13 protein-coding genes are annotated in these 17,579 nt (G+C 56.5%); 6 read left to right on the forward strand and 7 right to left on the reverse strand.

From position 1 onward, the window contains the following. Positions 1-314 precede the first annotated feature (314 nt). From E8L03_RS01195 to E8L03_RS01220, 6 genes are all read left to right on the forward strand, one after another. Positions 315-3,152, forward strand: a complete 2,838-nt coding sequence (locus E8L03_RS01195; protein WP_171266336.1) for a glycosyltransferase — start codon at positions 315-317, stop codon at positions 3,150-3,152. 120 nt (positions 3,153-3,272) lie between these two features. Then, positions 3,273-4,934 carry a glycosyltransferase gene (locus E8L03_RS01200; protein ID WP_171266337.1) on the forward strand — a complete coding sequence of 554 codons (1,662 nt, stop codon included), beginning with the start codon at positions 3,273-3,275 and terminating at the stop codon, positions 4,932-4,934. Positions 4,935-4,938: 4 nt separating this feature from the next. Next, positions 4,939-5,772 (forward strand): glycosyltransferase, encoded by an 834-nt coding sequence (locus E8L03_RS01205; RefSeq protein ID WP_171266338.1) that lies wholly within the window; start codon positions 4,939-4,941, stop codon positions 5,770-5,772. Continuing rightward, a complete protein-coding gene (locus E8L03_RS01210) occupies positions 5,759-6,982 on the forward strand; it encodes a glycosyltransferase family 4 protein (RefSeq protein WP_171266339.1) in 1,224 nt (407 codons plus the stop codon). Before E8L03_RS01205 ends, E8L03_RS01210 begins: the two co-directional genes overlap by 14 nt. A gap of 100 nt (positions 6,983-7,082) precedes the next feature. Then, a complete protein-coding gene (locus tag E8L03_RS01215) occupies positions 7,083-7,895 on the forward strand; it encodes a glycosyltransferase family 2 protein (protein WP_167512393.1) in 813 nt (270 codons plus the stop codon). A gap of 21 nt (positions 7,896-7,916) precedes the next feature. Continuing rightward, entirely contained in the window at positions 7,917-8,669 is a 753-nt protein-coding gene (locus tag E8L03_RS01220; RefSeq protein ID WP_216367927.1) for a nucleotidyltransferase family protein, read from the forward strand. 91 nt (positions 8,670-8,760) lie between these two features. Here the strand turns inward: E8L03_RS01220 and E8L03_RS01225 are convergent, their stop codons facing one another. The 7 genes from E8L03_RS01225 to E8L03_RS01255 form a co-directional block, all read right to left on the reverse strand. After that, on the reverse strand, positions 8,761-10,251 hold the full coding sequence (locus tag E8L03_RS01225) for a PfkB family carbohydrate kinase (RefSeq protein WP_171266340.1): 1,491 nt from the start codon (positions 10,249-10,251) through the stop codon (positions 8,761-8,763). 10 nt (positions 10,252-10,261) lie between these two features. Beyond that, positions 10,262-11,392: a zinc-binding dehydrogenase gene (locus tag E8L03_RS01230; RefSeq protein ID WP_244963619.1), complete on the reverse strand. Its 1,131-nt coding sequence runs from the start codon at positions 11,390-11,392 to the stop codon at positions 10,262-10,264. Positions 11,393-11,449: 57 nt separating this feature from the next. Next, on the reverse strand, positions 11,450-13,027 hold the full coding sequence (locus E8L03_RS01235; protein WP_171266341.1) for a B12-binding domain-containing radical SAM protein: 1,578 nt from the start codon (positions 13,025-13,027) through the stop codon (positions 11,450-11,452). A gap of 73 nt (positions 13,028-13,100) precedes the next feature. Continuing rightward, positions 13,101-14,057, reverse strand: a complete 957-nt coding sequence (locus E8L03_RS01240; RefSeq protein ID WP_171266342.1) for an FkbM family methyltransferase — start codon at positions 14,055-14,057, stop codon at positions 13,101-13,103. A gap of 128 nt (positions 14,058-14,185) precedes the next feature. Then, positions 14,186-15,361 (reverse strand): methyltransferase domain-containing protein, encoded by a 1,176-nt coding sequence (locus tag E8L03_RS21075; RefSeq protein WP_171266343.1) that lies wholly within the window; start codon positions 15,359-15,361, stop codon positions 14,186-14,188. Further along, entirely contained in the window at positions 15,358-16,587 is a 1,230-nt protein-coding gene (locus E8L03_RS01250; protein WP_171266344.1) for a DegT/DnrJ/EryC1/StrS family aminotransferase, read from the reverse strand. The genes E8L03_RS21075 and E8L03_RS01250 overlap by 4 nt, the downstream gene beginning before the upstream one ends. 18 nt (positions 16,588-16,605) lie before the next feature. Continuing rightward, positions 16,606-17,577 carry a class I SAM-dependent methyltransferase gene (locus E8L03_RS01255; protein ID WP_171266345.1) on the reverse strand — a complete coding sequence of 324 codons (972 nt, stop codon included), beginning with the start codon at positions 17,575-17,577 and terminating at the stop codon, positions 16,606-16,608. Positions 17,578-17,579 lie beyond the last annotated feature (2 nt).

Raw genomic sequence — 17,579 nt, forward strand, 5'->3', positions numbered from 1 at the left:
TGAGACAATATGGAATAGCCGTTCGGGTGCGTCAATGCCGCTGCGGAGCAAAGAGGCACAGCAAGGGTTCCATTGTGCCAAATTGTGCGGCACAGGGTCGGAGGAGATACAGGCATGATTGTTGCTTTGAACAAGCGAGGCCGCTGGAGTGGACGGCGTCCGCGCATGCACCCTGGCGAGGTGCCCAGTTCTTGCGGCGTATGCCTGGAGAGTGTGTTTCGCACACGCTTCGTCAATTGATTGACAAACTCGGCGGCTGTTCATGTCCGGAATATTTTGCCTCACCATGCGGAGTGCCCGTAATGAGTTCGACGATGACTGAAAGAAGCCGGCTGGAAGAGCACATGCGATACCTGCAACGCCTGGAACGGGCGGTGCAAGAGGCTGACGCCGCCGGGAAGCATCCCGACGGACTCTACCGCGCAGTCACGGAGTATCTGACGAGGCAGGGGGAGTCGGAGGTCCTTGCTTCCTGGGTCCTGAAGGTCCATCTCGAAGGGGCCAGAGTCCAGCCGCCTTCCGGAACCCCGGCCCGGGTTTCCGTAATCGTTCCTTGCCACAACTATGGCGAGTACCTGCGTGAGTGCGTCGAATCCGTGCTCATGCAGACATTTCGCGAGTGGGAACTCATCATCGTAAACGACGGCAGCACAGACAACACCTCCGAGGTCGCTGCCGGCCTGCTTCGCGATTACCCAGATCACCCCATCCGCTACATCGAGCAGGAGAATCGCGGCATAGTGCAACCGCGCAACCGCGGCGTCACCCTCGCACGCGGGGAGTACATCCTTCCGCTGGATGCGGACGACATCCTTTCGCCCACGTTTCTCGAAAAGACCGTTCCCGTGCTCGATGCCAGGGACGACCTGGGATACGTGAGCACCAAGACACTGTTTTTCGGCTCAACGAACAAAATCTGGCCGGGCGAGGAGTTCAAATGGGTGAACCTGCTGGTGACGAACCAGCAGACGAACACCACGCTGTACCGCAAAGCGATGTGGAAGGATATCGGCGGATACGACGAACGGATGATCCACGGCTACATGGATTGGGAGTTCTGGATTCGCGCCACCAGGCATGGCTGGGTCGGCGAGCAGATCGACGAGCCCCTGTTTTTCTACAGGCGGAAGCTCGACTCCGTGGTCATGCGCGCCAAGAAAAAGGATGCGGCGATCAAGGAGCAGATCGTTCGGCTGCACCCCGACGTCTATGACGCGTCAAAGCTCGACGCCGTACGCCAGGAGATGGACCGGTCCAACTGGATTCCTCCTGGGCTCGTGCGGCAGGATCTCAGCATAGCGCCCAAGGGCGGAAAACCGTCGTCGGACGCGGGGCAGCAGAAGAATGCCGACGCCAGGTTCACGCGCACGGTGCTGGAAACGTTGAGCCGGATGAATCCCGGTCTCTCCAATGTGTTCCTGGGGAGTGGGGCGGGCACCGGCACTCCGCAGGGCTACGACGCCGTGGCATCGCGGCTGGTCCCCAAGATCGAGAAATTTCTGGCCGAGGGCGCAGCGGACAAGGCCGTCGAGATATCCGCGCTGCTGCTGGCCGCACATCCCCTGGATAAACGAGCCGTCTTCCTGTTCATGCGTTGCCTGGCCCAGTCGGGCCGGATAAACGAGGCGTACAGCCATGGGAAGCTGTACCTGGAGTTCCTCCCGGATTCCGGCGGGCTGCGTGTTCCCATGGCTTCCATTCTGCAAGGAGCCGCGACCTGTTACGGCAATGCCGCCCAGGCCATGGGGCTCCTTGACGGCGCGGCGCTTCTCGATCCTCAGTCGTCCGCCATCGCCAGAGATCTTGAAGCCATGCAACGCCGGCTGGGCCTGGATGGCGCGGCCGACAGGACACGCGCCTGGGCCGGTGGAGAAGAGTACGGCAATGGCGCGAGGCCGCGGGTCTGGTATATCACGAACAGCTTCGGGTTTGGCGCGGGAGGCGTCAACGGCGTCTCGCAAGCTAGGTCCATGACTCTGTCCTCGCTGCTGCGCGGCAAGGATGGCCCGGGCGTCAGCGTGGTTACGCCTCTTCTGCCCGGACTTCCCGAGGCCATGGCCGAGTTTGCGGAGATGCTGGAGGATGTATCGGGTGACGACGGTTATCGCTGGCCCGCGTGGCTGGCCACGTCGCCGGACGGCGCCCACCGCGAACTGCTCTCCGGCCAGGAAGGGATGATCAGACCAGCCGGCGGCCCCCCGGATCTGATCATTGTCGAAGGCGTCCGCCTCGAAGCCCATGAGTATCTTGAACGACTGGGCATTGTCGAAGACTGCCCGCGTTTGTTCATCCACCACACCTCGCCGGATCAGTTCAGCGACAAGTATACGGACAAGGACATGCTGCCCGACCTGCTGCGTGTATTGCAGGGGTACGAGTACGATGTTTGCGTCTCGGCCAAAGTCATCGAGGACTGGAAGCGTTGCGATGCGGGTCTGGCGGCGAAGACGTGGTTCCATGTCCCGAACTGTGCACGGGAGGAGGAAATCGCGGCCCTCATGCAGCGGGACAAGGCGGAGGTGCGCCAGGCTCTGGGGCTTCCGGAGGACGCTTTTGTGGCGCTGTGCCTTGCCAGCGTGCAGGTTCGCAAAGGGCAGGATATCCTGCTGGAGCAGATGGGCGAGGTCATCCACAAGGTCCCGAACGCACTTTTTGTTTTTGTCGGTCCCGTGCTCGCCCAATGGGGCGGCAAGGCCATACTGGAAGAGGCAAACCGGCGCTACACGGCGCAGCATGTCCGTTTTCTCGGCGTTCAGCGCAATGCGCTGGAGTACGTCTACGCGTCGGACTGCCTGGTCCTGCCTTCGCGCGAGGAGGCACTGCCCCTGACCATTCTCGAGGCCATGGCTTTGGGCAGGCCCACCGTGGCTTCAGACGTGAACGGCATCCCCGAGCTCGTGGAGCATGGGGTCAGCGGCTTGCTGTTTCCGCTGGAAACGCCGCGGCTGCTCGCCAAGCACTTGGTGCGTCTGGCAGGAGATTCGGAACTTGCAACGCGTATGGGGCTGGCGGCGCAGTCGCGCTACCACGAATATTTTTCGCGCGAGCACCATGCAGCGCGATGGCGCGAGGTGGTGGCGGAGGCCGCAGGGGCGAACGCCAGGCCGAGCCACGCAAGCAACATGGAGTTCGTGGATGCGCAGCCCAGTTAGCGAAACACGGCGCACGCCGGCCATGGCCGATTGCACACGGGGCGCGAAAAATAACGGCCGCCTTTGCGGTGCTGGAGAAAACAGGATCAGTCAAGGCACCCTGATCGGTGGGAAGTCATCATGAAGATAGTGTTTTTCATCAAGGACAGCTCCGGAGTCGTGCTGCGGGATTTCGTGGGCGGAATCGTGGACTGGTTCGGCCGGAATCACGAGGTGCGCGTCAGCAACACCATGAACGAGGCGGAAATCGCGGCGCTCTGCGAGTGGGCCGATGTGGCCTGGGTGGAATGGATGGCAGAGCACGCGGTGCTTGTGAGCCGCAAGCGCCGGCCGTGCGGCGTTCTGGTGCGGCTCCATAGCTACGAGGCGTACAGCGGCTTTCCGGAAAACATCAACTGGACCAACGTGGACCTTCTTGTCTGTGTGGCTCAGCATGTGCTGAACCTCCTGGCATCGCGCGTGCCGGGGGTACAGGAGATGGTCCGGACGCAGGTGGTACCCAACGCCCTGAATCTGGACGCATTCCCCGCCAGGATCGGTCATGCGCCGACCAAGAAGCTGGCCTGGGTAGGCACCATTCGGCACACCAAGAACTTTCCCCTGGCGCTGCAGTGCCTGCGCGCCCTAGTGGACCAGGACCCCGAGTACACGCTTCACGTGGCCGGGGATTTTCCGCAATGGAACCCTGTGGAGTCCATGGAGCTTGGCGTGTACATCCACCACGCCGCCCGCGCCATGGGGGTGTCCGACAGGCTCGTGCTCCACGGCAACGTGAAAGAAATGCGCGAGTGGTTGCAGGACAAGGACGTGCTGCTTTCTACCAGCATCCGGGAGAGCTTCGGCTACGCCATAGCCGAGGGACTGGCCACGGGCCTCAAGCCGGCGATCCACAACTTTCCTGGGGCAACGTCCATCTGGCCGGCAGAGTTCGTTTTCAACACAGTGGAGGAGTGCAGAGACATTGTCCTGAAACGCGAGCACGACCCTGCCGCGCTGCGGGAGTTCGTGCGCTCGCGGTACAGCGTGGGCAAGCAGTATGCGGCGCTCACCATGCTTTTGGAGCAGCTGGCCGCCAGCACGGCCGAGCGCAAGGCTACGCCGGCTGCGTCTGCCGATATCCAGAGTGGCGCGGAGCCATCGAATCACTTTGGCGCGTCGGACAACGGGTTCGACGGGGTGGCCAACTACTGGGAGTCGCGCTACGCCTGCGGCGGCACCTCGGGCGCCGGTTCCTATGGGCGGCTGGCGCGCTTCAAGGCGCAGACACTCAACACCTTTGTGCGGCAGCATGGCGTGCGCCGGGTCGTGGAGATCGGTTGCGGTGACGGCGCGCAGCTCTCCCTTGCCGGCTATCCCTCATACACCGGGCTCGACATCAGCGAAACAGCCATCAAGCTCTGCCGGCAGCGGCACGGCGCGGACCTCACCAAGCGCTTCTTCCGGTATGAACCAGACAACTTCCGCGCGGACACCAAGTGGTTTCGCGGCGATCTGGTTCTCTCTCTCGACGTCATCTTCCATATCGTGGAGGACTCGCTTTTCGAGCGCTACATGGAGCATCTTTTCAATGTGGCCGAGCGGTATGTCGTGATCTACTCCTCGAACACGTCGAAGGATTCGGGCGTGGAACATGTGAAGCATCGCAAGTTCACGCAGTGGATCGCCGCCAATCGCAAGGATTTCGAGCTCGAATCCTACATACCCAACGAGTTCCCCTTTGACGAAGCCAAGCCGAACGACACCTCGTTCAGTGACTTCTACATATTCAAGCGCGTGGAGTGATTCGGTGCTCGACAATTTCGAACCCCTCGTGACCGTGCTGATCCCCGTTTACAACGGAGCGCAGTACCTGCCCATCGCCATACAAAGCGCCCTGGAGCAAAGCTACAGGAACATCGAGGTCGTCGTTGTCAACGACGGCTCCACGGACGACGGCGCTACTGCAGAAGTTGCGGCCCGCTTTGGCGATGCGATCCGGTACTTCGAAAAGCCCAACGGCGGCGTGGCCTCGGCCCTCAACTACGGCATTGCGCAGGCCCGCGGCGAATACATCGCCTGGCTCAGCCATGATGACTTCTACCTGGCGGACAAGGTGCGCACGCAGGTGGAGTACTTGCGCCTGCTGGAGGAGCCCGAGACGGTGACATTCACGGCCATCGTCCTGGTGGACGAGAACGGCGCGGTCATCCGGCCCCATATCGTGGAGAATCGCTGGCTGCAGGATGTGGTGCTGACGGTCCTTTCCACTTCGGTCAACGGCTGCGCGACCCTCGTGCCCAAACGCATTTTCGAGAAGGTGGGAACCTTTGACGAGAATCTGAAGACCGTGCAGGACAACGACCTCTGGCTGCGCATGGCCCTTGCGGGCGTTCCCTTTGCCTACCTGCCGGAGCCCCTTGTCGGGTCGCGTCAGCATTCGCAGCAAACCAGCGTGCTTATACGCGACGTCCACGCCGTGGAGAAGGAGCGTTTTTACTTCGACGCAATCAAGAAGATCGGGCCCAGGGCCGGGGTCTTCCACGAAGAAATACGCCATATCGTCTGCGGCAAGGGGCTCGATCGCATCGCCGCCTATCTGGACGCGCGTCATGCGGCACGGGAGAGTCATGTCCAGGCCTGATCCCATCCGCCTGCTGTTTCTGGCGTTTGGCTACTCCATCCACGCCCACCGCCGGGTGCGCGTCTTCAGCGAAGATCCTGATTTTCGGGTGCATCTCGTCTCGAACCATCCCTACGAGATCGATAATGTTCCCGTCACCGTTCTCAGCGGTCCGGCCGGGTTGGTTCGGGCTCGAAATCATCTACCGCAATACGCCCGTGCCGTGGCCCGATTGCTTGGTGAAAACGGTGTGGGCCAGGTTTCCAACGAGCTTTTTCAGGAGATGGTCACCCAGCAGTTCGCCTATCGCCAACTCCTGCGCGCCGTTCGGCAGTTCCGCCCCGACGCGCTTTTTCTGCAAACGCTGCTCTACCCATCGTACCTCGCCTGCCTGCTCCCCCAGGAAATTCCAAAGTTCATCACGTTCTGGAATGGCGACCTTATCTGGTGGGCCCAACAGAACCAGATTCTCAAGACCTGCAAACGGCAGATCGTGGAGCGGGGCATCCAGGCGGCGGCCGCCGTCACCGTGAATTCAGCGACAGCCAGAAGCGCCGCGGCCGAGTACGGAATCGCGCCGGAGCGGGTGCATCTGATCCGCTACCCGGGCGTGGACCTGGAGCACTTCACCCCCGGGGGCAAGCAGCCGGCGCGCGAACGGCTCGGCTTGGGCGACGGGCCTGTGGTGTTGTGTCCGCGCGGCCTGGGCGGATACCTGAACACGGACGTGCTCATGGAGGCTGCCTGCGCCGTGGCCAGGCTGGAACCGAACGTGACGTTCCTCTTTATTTCCGGCGTGGGCCGGGAGAAGTGGGACGAGTTCATGCAGATTCCTCGCGCCATGGGACTGGAGAGCCACTTCCGCCACGACGGCGAGGTGGCGTGGGAAGATATGCCCAATTATTACAGGGCGGCGGATGTGATGGTCTCGCCGTCGTCCAATGACTCCCAGCCGAACTGCATGCTGGAGGCCATGGCCTGCGGCGCTTCCCTGGTGATGGGAGACATCCCGTCCATCCGCGAGTGGGTGAGCGACGGGCGGAATGGTCGGCTGGTGCCGCCTCGGGATGCCGGTGCGCTGGCCGCGGCGCTTGTGGCGACGCTTCGCGATGGCCCCGGACAGAAGCGCATGGCGGCCCTCAATCGCACGCTTGTGGAAGACCGTGTTGATTCACGTACGCAGTGCGCCATGGTGCGCGATATGGTGCGGGAAACGTTGCAACGTGTATGAGGCTATGTATTTTAGTATTTGATCCCTGCCTCTGCAGGAATCGAAAGCAATATAGACGAGGTATGAAAAGTTATGTCATTCAAAGATGAGAGGAGAAGTCATGAATAATACACTCGGGACGTTCATACCGAACTATAATCACGGACATCTCATTGAACGCGCACTTTCTGGCGTTTTTGATCAGGAACTCATACCGGATCAGGTGATCGTCTATGATGATGGTTCAACGGATAATAGTGTTGAGATTGTGAAGCGACTCCAGAAGAAGTGGCCACAGATAACATTGATTGAAGGTGGAAAAAATATAGGCGGGATCCATGTATCGAGAAAAGGAATGGATCTGATCCAAACGCGTTGGATTAATTACCTGGCAGCAGATGATGCACCTGCATCAGGCATATTCGCCAAGGCCATGGCGATGGCAGACAAATATCCAGATGCCGGCATCATTATGGGGCAAATGCGGATTACCCATGAACAAACTGGTGCTGTCAAGGTCACAGGAGTTCAGGGATGGGACGAACCACAGTATGTGTCACCGGATCGTTTTCTAAACGAGTACATGCGAACGCATCTGCCAAACCATGGTCTAGGCAGTGGCACTTTATGGCGGAAGGATGCCCTGGTTGAATGTGGCGGATTCAGAGCCGATTTGTTTTCATGGTGTGATACATTTGCAGCACGAGCAATGGCTTTGGAATATGGTGCTATCTACTTACCGTATCCAGTTGTCGAGAAAGGATATTCCGAGACATGCTACAGCCATAGAATGGGAAGAGATATGGACGTTATGTTAAAGGTTATAGATAGAGGCGTTCAATTGATGCGTTCAGAGCAGTTCCGTAATTTGTTTCCGGCATCCTATGTGTATGGTTGGCGAAGAGATTATATTAAATTTCTAGAGCAATTATAATCGGAGTACTAAAGATAGGATATGGGAGAATCTCACAACATCCCCGCTGTACTTTTGGCAGGAGGGCTTGGCACTCGCCTGCGGCCCTTAACAGACAGCATACCCAAAGCTCTTGCGCCCATCGGAGATACACCGCTGCTGGGCATATGGCTTTCTCTTCTCAGCAAAGCCGGTGTCGGACCTATGGTCGTCAATTTACACCACCATGCTGATGCAGTGAGAACCTTTCTCCATGAGGGAGGGTGGCATCAGAATGTGACGGCGAGCTTCGAGAAGGAATTGCTTGGAACAGGTGGCACATTGCTACACCATCGAGAAATGCTCCAGCATGGCCCATTTTTGGCAATTCATGCCGATAATTTCTCAATGTTCGATGTGAAAGAATTCATTACGGCACACCACAATCGTCCTGCAGGAACAATGATCACCATGATGACATTCACGACACCGACTCCGAGCAGCTGCGGTATTGTAGAGCTGGATGCGCGAGGTGTTGTCGTTGCGTTCCATGAAAAGAAACAGAATCCACCCGGGGATCTGGCCAACGGCGCTGTGTACATAATGGAACCAGAGATTTTGGACACCCTGGATGAATGCGGTGCTGAGTTCCCGGATATTAGCATGGATGTTATTCCGAGATATATTGATAAAATATATACATACCACAATGATTGCTACCATAGAGATATAGGAACTATGGAAAGCTATGCCCAAGCACAAAAAGATTTGGTCGGATTGATTGAGGCAGGAGTGCTACAGCAATACATGGAGTGAAGAGTACTACTCAAACGCCCGATAATAGCTTTGCAGAAAGACGGTTTAGCATGGAGGGGTGCCACTCCATCATAGGCACTTATGTCAGAAACTAAATCGTATATTTTTCGTTGAGCAGTTCGCTCCGCAGCTCAGCAAGTGAAAGGGGCGTGTTGCCAACGCGGCTTACCTGCAAGGCCGCAGCAAGCGATCCCAAATACGATGCTTGCCAGATATCCGAGCCAGAGGCGAGAGCCAAAGATGCTGTAGCGTAGAAAGAATCACCGGCACCTGCAGTATCGCTTGGTGTCGTGTTCATGGCTGGGAGACGATCGGTCTTGATGGTTTCAGCCTGATCGGCCGTATGAATAAGAACACCTGCTTCACCCAGGGTGATAACTACATTCTTAGCGCCTGTTTTTTTGATTAAATTCGATGCGAGCACAACCAGGCCGGATTCGAAGTCATGTAGAGCCAGACGGGCTTCTCTTTCTGTCGGGGTCAGCAACAATGTGTTGCGGAACCTGGAGATGTCTCCCATCTGTGATGATGACTGGCTGTCTCCGACCACCGGAATGTTACGCTGTCTCGCTTCTTCTGTAAGTACGTTGACCAACTGAGGCGGAAGGCAGCCATAGTTGAAGTCGGAGAACACCAGAAGATCGATCTCGTCGAGAACAGACATAACTCGGCGGAAGAACGTCTGTATCAGCTCTTGACTGATAGCATGCTGACGCAGGTGATTGACCCGCAGCATTGTCTTCTGGAAGCAGCGGAAACGCTGCTTGAGTGTGGTCGGGCGGGTTATATCTATCTGAAGATCAGGCTTAACATCGTATTTATGGAGAGCCTGGCGAGCAAAATCGGCGACGTCATCGTGGCCGAGCACGGAAAAAAGACGGACCTCGGCGCCTAAACCTGCCACGTGCGCCGCCACTATGCCTGCTCCTCCCAGGAAGCGATCCACACATACAGGCGTTACAACAATGGTCGGATCTTCCTGCGACATTCCCAGGGGATCACAGGTTACATATTCATCAACTATGATGTCCCCTAACACACAGACACGTAATCCGTGCATCCGGTCAAGACATGTATCAAGCGTATCCGAATTGAATGAATGATGCGCCATAAAATCAGTCGGCTTGATAATGGGGCGCAACGTGCTCGCGATATTCAGGGCAAGGTCATTGGCTGATAAAGATACATTTCCGGACGTGAAAAGCAGCTGTCCTCCTGTTTTCTCCAAGGCTGTTGCTTCAGGATTCACTGCTTCTTCATGTTCCTTGCCTTTGATGACAAAGTCTGGGCGCAGTTCAAGAATAAGATCTGACGGCGTGTCATACAACAAGAATGCATGATCCACTATGCTCAAAGCGCGAACGCCTTCAAGGCGCAGGGACTCGGCGATATAGGCACTTGGTGAGCTGTCAGAGAGTACGCCGATGACAAGTATGTCGCCAAGATCCTTTGCGAAGCTGAGCAGACGCAGGTGGCCAGGGTGTATGATATTGAAGTTGCCGGAAACAAACACCACCCGCTTGCCTTTCCGTTCCTGCTCTATTCGCGCAAGCACCTCTTGCGCATGGTTATTCAGTGGCATTGTTCCCCCCTCAACCGAGGTCAGGGTAACAGTTGATGAGACAACGGCCGGCCAGCTCGCCGGAGCGCATGCGCTCGATAGCAGTATTGATCTCTTCCAGTGCAAACACTTCTGTTATGCATTCGCGCAACTGAAGTTTTCCTGCGCGTAACAGTTTCACATACCGGGGGATATCCAGCTCCGGTCTGCTCTCACCGCCGTGTGAGCCGGTGAGGGTTTTGCCGAAATGGAGCGGCAGGGTGTGGATTGATGCGTCGTCGTTTTTATGGGGCACCCCCACGAGCACCGTTCGACCTTGAGAAGCTGTGAGAGAGTAAGCCATCGAAATAATTTTTGTATTTCCCGTGTTGTCGATGCACACATCGGCGCCTGATTTGCCCACGATATCCTGAATCGCCTGCATCACATCCTGGGAAGAACCATTGATGCAATGCGTGGCCCCGAGCCTGGCCGCCAGCTCCAGTCTGTTGTCATATAGATCAATGGCGACAATGGGATATGCACCGGCGAGCGCGGCGCCCTGGACGACATTCAGACCAACGCCGCCGGCACCAAAAACGACAACGGAATCACCGATGCTCACCTTGGCATTGTTGGTGACAACACCGAAACCTGTTGTAACGGCGCAGCCCAAGAGTGGTAGAATTTCAGTATCGACATCGTCGTAAACTGGTGTCAGGCGGTTTTCAGATACAATTGCGTACTGATTGAATGTGGTGACCCAACCGGCATTGAGTAGTTTATTGCGCCATTTGTATGTGGCTGGCACGGCTTCCATGCCGGCTCCCTTGCGCCAGTGCAAGACCACACGTTGCCCAGTATGGACAAAACGCACGCCTTCTCCGACTTGCAGCACCTCGCCGACACCTTCGTGGCCCAGAAGATGCGGCAGGTACCTGTCCTCGCCCTTGACGCCGTCTATCTCGCCCAGTTGTGACCCACATATTCCGCTATACAAAACCCGGACAAGAACTTGTCCGCATGTAAGGCGTTCGGGGAGCTCGACTTCGTCGATTACCAGCGGAGCGCGTTGTTGTTCAAGAATGGCTGCAACCATACGTCGGGGATGTTTAATGGATTCCATAGATGTATTTTTGAAGAGTGGAAAGGTGATGTCCTGAATTTCAGTTTGCAAAATCAAATAGTTGCAAAATAAATTTGAAAAAGCAAGCTATCCGGAAAAGGAAAATGATTCATGCTATACAGCTATTGCCAGTTCTTGTGCCAACGTATCGAGATGTTTCCGCCATTGCATAGCCTGATCTCCCTCCCCCAAGAGATCAGCTATCGCAATAAATGATATTATCCCAAGCATGGATTTGTGCACGGTCTCAAAAGGCCATGCATTTCTTTTCAAGAATGATTCTTGTTCGGCATTAAATGCTTGCTGGTAGTGATCTGCAGTGCGGGCAATAAATGGATCCTTTGGGATGAAATGCTTGGAAACAGGAATTGATTTACCAGTGATTGCGCTTGTGATTTCGATGAGTTCATGGGGATAATCTGCATTATTATAACAAGGAGCCCCGGGAACGCTAAGGAGGTGAGTCGTTACGGCAATTGTGCATCCCATATCCATAACCTTGATGCCACATTGCATGTTGTACATAATTTCTTCTCGTGTCGTGTCCGGAATGAAAAGAATGATGTTGACTTGTGGCGTTATCCCGGCATCGATCATTTCTTGTATCACATTAAAGACCTGATCTCCAGAGAAACCCTTTTTGTTCATGACTGGCGTAGCGCGGAGTCTGTCGGAAAAAGATTCTACCCCAAGGCTAATACTGTGAAAACCGGCAGCATACAGGAGTTTGATGAAGTCGGAATCCACTCTCTGTCTTTCATGTGGATTTTTGAAATCTGCAACACGGGCCTGGCAGTTTAACATGGTACCTTGCGCTAATTCACCGTTTTGTTTGGCACGGATCACGAGATTACAGAAATCCGTTGCACGCTTGCGCGAAACAAGAAACTCGTCATCACTGAAAAGGAATCCCTTAGCACCATAGGTGTTGGCGTAATGCAGAACAAGCTCAAAGACCTTATCCGCATCAAGCATTCTTGGCTTGGCCGGACTGGATTGCGCGAAGCTGAGGAAGCGATGAGAACTACAGAATCCGCAATGGTTAGGGCAATGGCTCGAAGTATAAATGCGAGCTAGTTCTGGGATGAATACATTTGAACGCAGATTAAGAGCTTTTGCTCTGGATTTAGCTTGATCCCAATATGCATCATAAGGGATTTGAGTTGAAAGAACATTATCAAACGTCAACAATTCGAAATCTTCAGGAGAAACTGGTTGTGCCGGCACGAGGTGTATCTCATCATCCTGATAAAATGCGAGTCCAGATATCCGAGACAAATCTTTCTTGTCTGCACAGCCATATTTCTGGATGCTTTGAGCGATGGCCAGGAGCGGGTATTCGCCGTAGCCAAGCACCGCGGCATCAAATCCAGCATCCAGCCACTGCTTGTAGTTATATGTAGCTTCTTGCCCACCGGCAATAAAGAAACAGTCGGATATGTTGGCGGAGCGGAACTGGCTGAGCAGTTTTATGTCGTCTTCCATGTGCATATGCGAAACGCTCATGCCGACAATCTTATATTCGCCATTCTGGACGCGTTGAACCCAGTGTGACGCATTTTCAAGGGATAGATCCAATACATCACATGAAAAGCCATGTGTCTTGAGGTAATTCTTCAGACGATACAGGCCAATCGGAGGAGCGTTGTTGAATCCTATACCTGAGTATGAAGTAGTTAACAATAAACGCATTGGATAAACTCCTTGGCAAAGAGTAAAGAGTCGTTACGGATATGCATGCAGCACAGTTTCTATGATGCCACTATCATGCTGCCGAAGATACAACGAGTAGCCGGGCTGCAATTCGCGTACGAGTTCCGGCAACAGCCATATGTCGCGGGGGCGGTGATATGCCGCGATGGACAGCTTTGGCGCATGGTTGGACAGCGTCACAGACGCACCCCCGCAGGGCGTCTTCCTCCGCACCTTCAATGTTGAGCTTGATGAGACTGAGCTCGGCTGCCTCGGGAAGATTGTCTATACATAAGGCGTCGCATGCCTCGCCGGAATCCGGTGCAATGCATGAATCTCGATTGTTACTGCAGTTGAATAGCAGTTGCGTATCTGTATGATGCAGGCATGCTTGGACGCAACGAATATTCGACATTGTGGAAAATTTTGCCGCCAGATCCGCATAGCTACCGGAAGATGGTTCGAATGCGACGATTCGCGTGTACTGGTTGTCCGTACGCGCGAGAAAGTCGGTAATGGTGTCGCCGGAGTATGCGCCGCCGTCGCAGTAAGTCTCGTCATGGCCCAGGGCGAAGATATCTTCGGGGAAGTACGCCTGGGGACGCAGCGCAGGAGCCAGGATCTCGACATCAAGCGTAAGACGGAACCCGGTGACTGCATCCAGTGTGTCGCGAGACGCCTCGTCTGCCAGCATGGAGCGCAACTCGAAGATCTTGTGGGTGTTGCGCAACAGATCGGCATGCAGGTCTTCGTAAAAGGGATGCGCGCTGAAGTGCTCCGGCCATACGATGTGCAGCAACGGAAAGGGCCATGCATGCGCGAACCCCATACCGCGCAAGCGCCGGGTGAGATTCAACAACCGGTGGGTGGCAAGGATAACAGGCGTTTCGCGCGGCACTGCTTCCAAAGCGCTCGACGGTTGCACCACATGGCCAGCCACAATTGTTCCCTGGCAGTCTAGCGCATCGTCATAAATACCAAGTGCTTCAATGCCGCAATCAGCGCATTCGCGGGCAACTGTTTCGGCCATATGTATAGCACCAACTATGGCAAGCTGCCGTGGCATACATTTCCTGCAACTTGGATCGCCTTGTAAAGCAGCTCCGGTATCTCGGAAGCGCCGATAGCGCCAAGTAAATCGATCAAGCCCATGCAAAATTACTTTTTACCGGTTGCAACAGCCATTAGATAATGGGCCATGGGTTTGTAGCCGGTGTGCACTACTTCATCATTCATGGAAAAGACAAAGATATTATGAAAATATTTATGGAGCGATGCAGAGAGCGAATCGTGATCCTTGAGATTGATATGTCCGGCGCGGCTGTTTTCACTGGCGTACTGTTGGCTTGTCACGTTTGGTGTGCCTATGATGCATATTGCGTGCGGATTTAAGCACGAAGCTATGTTATGAAGAAACGCGTCTTCCTCTTGCGCCGGGATGTGCTCAATTACATCCATAGATACTGCGGCGTCGTACATACCTGCAGGTGATGCCTTGGTCAGGTCCACGGCTTCGAAGCTCAACCTGTCGCCGTACTCGTTGCGACGAATATCGTCCGCAATGATAGCGGGCTCAAGGTCAACACCGTGGAGCCGTTTTACAGTCTGGAGCAGTATGGGTGAACCTACAGCGTCTCCGCATCCGATCTCCAGCACGGATTCGCATCCCTGCAACAGCTTCGCGCCAAACTTGTAGCGGGCAAGGGTGAAAAGCAGATGGCGTGGGTCGTGCCGCCAGGTATAGCTGGAGTAAGGCCCCAGTTGCACAGGACCATACTCGTTGTATTCATCGAACAAAATTTGGTTGTGGGGTTGTTGCAGCCCCTCAGGCATGGACATGGTAGACCTCGTTTCGGGAAAGGATGAAGTATTGACGACTCGGGCCGGGTTGCCGGCGACAACGGCGTGGGGCGGAACATCTTTCGTCACCACGCTGCCGGCGCCTACCAGTGCGCCCACGCCAATAGTGATGCCGCACAGGATAGTGGAACCGCTGCCAATGGCTGCGCGGCGGCAAACTCGGGTCGGTACGACTTTCGTCGTCGCAGCGGTAACAGGGGTGCCGTCATCAAATACGGAGCGTGGAGACTTATCGTTGGTGAACATGACGCCGTGGCCGATGAACGCTTCATCGTCTATAGTGACGCCATCGCAGATAAAGGTGTGGCTGGAGACTTTGACGCCCTTGCCGATGACGGCCCCGGGTTGGATCTCCACAAAGGCCCCGATAACGGAGCCCGATCCGATTGCACAGGCGCCGTAGATGTTGGCGAAATCGTGGATGCGGACATCCTGCCCGATCTGCGCAGCAGAAGAGATCACGGACAGCTTCATGATCTTGGTCCTGCCATGGCGGCTTCCACTTTGAGCAGAGCCGTTGCGATGTCTTTGGCGTCGTTGTCTGAAAAGCGCTCATTGAATAGAATATTAAAAGAACTCTCGCGAAACGAAACCGCATGCGGCGTGCTGGGTGGCGTGGCGCAATGCGGGGCCAGCCAGGGCCATTCAGAAACCACGTACCGATAGTCGGGATTGATCGGGATGCCCTCGGCCTGCACGGCGCGGGCGAATTCCAGCTTGGAGCAGGTGATTTTGTCCGTATCCACGCAGACCGTCATGAAGAACGGTGAGTCCTCCAGATGCCTGGCCGGTCGCAGGATGCGCAGCACGGACGAGGCGTCGATCTGCTCGCGGACCTGCTCGATTATCGCACGCCGCCGCAGTATGGTTTGCGGCAGGCGTCGCAGGGTGCTCCGGCCGATGGCGCAGGACAACTCGTCCTGGTTCAGATTCAGTGCCGGGAACAGGAAATGCGCTGGATTCTTGGGGTCGAAGTCCTGGCGGGCAAAGGGCTTACCGCGGTCGGAAAAGGCCCGGACCGTGTCGTAGCGCTGCTTGTCCTGTGTGTAGACCAGGCCGCCGCACCCGCCGGAGGCGTGGTTCTTGGAAAACATGGTGGAGAATGCGGCGATATCCGAAAAGCAGCCCACCGGAGTTGCGTTCACCCGCGCGCCATGCGCCTGGGAGCAATCCTCTACGATGCACAGGTCGTGCTCTCGGGCCAGGGCGGCGACAGGCTCCATATCTATGGGAATGCCGCCGGCATGCGTCAGCAGCAGCGCTTTTGTGCGCGGTGTGAGAACCTGGGCGATACGCTCGGCATCGACATTGAAGCCGCCAGGGGCGGCGTCCGCTATGATCGGGTGCAGACCGAGCCACAATGCAGGCGTGAGCCCGCCAGGGTCTGTGACCGGTGAGCATATGATCTCACTGCCGCCGGGCAGCTCCAGGGCGGCCAGGGCTATGAGCACGGCGCTGGTGCCGGAGGAAACGGCGTCCGCAAAACCGCCGCCCTGCATGGCGCAGAAGTCGGCCACGTACTCATCTTCAAAAGGCCCCTGGTAGCCGAAATCACGGCCCGTATCCCAGGCGTGCCGGAACACGTTGGTCACAGCCTCAAGCTCGTCCTCGCCGAAAAGCCTTCTGCCCGGAAACGGTGTTGTCCGGACAGGCGTTCCGCCATGGATGGCGAGTTGTCCTGGTGCGTTCGTGTTGTTCATGATTGTCATCAGGCCTGGTTACTCGGGCCGTCTGGCGCGTGCTTCCACACCGTTGCCGGCGAGCTGGGTCTCAATGTCCACCATGCCGTGGGCTGCCAGTGTCGCAGCGATTTCATCGGCGCTGCGCAGGTGCTTGTAGCGGTCCGTCACCGTGTCGTGCGTGTCCAGAAGCGCCCAGCTCTGCAATATCTCAGGAGAAAGCTCACCATATGAGCTGTGGTAGTCCACAAGGGGCGAGTGCGCCAGAAACTGCTTGTACAGCGCGCCGAATCCAGGGATCTTCCTGTTGTGCCAAAGCATCACATGCACAGGCCACAGAATGTTCACCAACATCTCGCAGAAGGAAAGGCTGAACTCCGGCGGCATTTGCAGGAGCTTTTCCCGTATGATTCTGCGGGACGCGGTAACGGGGTAGCCGTGGGTGTAGTGGTCCATCACCAGCCGGCCTCCGGGGCGTACCTGGCGGCAAAGGGCGGCCATGGTTTCCTCCGGGTCCGGGGTGTGCTGCACAACCCCCACGCAAAAGACCAGATCGAACGACTCTTCCTGGAACGGGAGATTGCGGATGTCGGCCTGGCATACGCGATGGTTCGCATGCGTGCCGCAGTTTTCATGGTTGGCCTCCACCGCGCAGGACATGTCCACGGCGTGGACCAGGCCGCCTTCTTCCAGGAGAATCTCCGTGAACCGCCCGGCCCCGCATCCTGCTTCCAGGATGTTCTGCCCTTCAACATCGATGGAGCCGCCGAGGAGCCGCGTCAGCCTGGTTCTGGTGATGGGGCAGCCCGTCACCGAGTCCAGCTGGGTGCGCCGGAAGGTCTTCCACTGCAGACCGAATGCATCCGTGTAGTTGGATTCCGGCACAAAGCGGGGAATACCCTTGACGAGTGGATAAGTGCATCCGGAAGGGCAGGAGAGCGCTGGCTCTCCACCGGGGCTGGGCCGCACCGCCAGGCTTCCGCCATGCTCGGGACATGTAAAAGGAATCATGA

Source organism: Oceanidesulfovibrio marinus (assembly GCF_013085545.1).
Classification (GTDB): Bacteria; Desulfobacterota; Desulfovibrionia; order Desulfovibrionales; family Desulfovibrionaceae; genus Oceanidesulfovibrio; species Oceanidesulfovibrio marinus.

Bases quoted from the DNA above. Each gene is read 5' to 3' on its own strand.
- E8L03_RS01195 (WP_171266336.1), top strand. From the start codon at position 315: ATGACTGAAAGAAGCCGGCTGGAAGAGCACATGCGATACCTGCAACGC.
- E8L03_RS01200 (WP_171266337.1), top strand. From the start codon at position 3,273: ATGAAGATAGTGTTTTTCATCAAGGACAGCTCCGGAGTCGTGCTGCGG.
- E8L03_RS01210 (WP_171266339.1), top strand. From the start codon at position 5,759: ATGTCCAGGCCTGATCCCATCCGCCTGCTGTTTCTGGCGTTTGGCTAC.
- E8L03_RS01215 (WP_167512393.1), top strand. From the start codon at position 7,083: ATGAATAATACACTCGGGACGTTCATACCGAACTATAATCACGGACAT.
- E8L03_RS01220 (WP_216367927.1), top strand. From the start codon at position 7,917: ATGGGAGAATCTCACAACATCCCCGCTGTACTTTTGGCAGGAGGGCTT.
- E8L03_RS01225 (WP_171266340.1), bottom strand. From the start codon at position 10,251: ATGCCACTGAATAACCATGCGCAAGAGGTGCTTGCGCGAATAGAGCAG.
- E8L03_RS01235 (WP_171266341.1), bottom strand. From the start codon at position 13,027: ATGCGTTTATTGTTAACTACTTCATACTCAGGTATAGGATTCAACAAC.
- E8L03_RS01240 (WP_171266342.1), bottom strand. From the start codon at position 14,057: ATGGCCGAAACAGTTGCCCGCGAATGCGCTGATTGCGGCATTGAAGCA.
- E8L03_RS21075 (WP_171266343.1), bottom strand. From the start codon at position 15,361: ATGAAGCTGTCCGTGATCTCTTCTGCTGCGCAGATCGGGCAGGATGTC.
- E8L03_RS01250 (WP_171266344.1), bottom strand. From the start codon at position 16,587: ATGAACAACACGAACGCACCAGGACAACTCGCCATCCATGGCGGAACG.
- E8L03_RS01255 (WP_171266345.1), bottom strand. From the start codon at position 17,577: ATGATTCCTTTTACATGTCCCGAGCATGGCGGAAGCCTGGCGGTGCGG.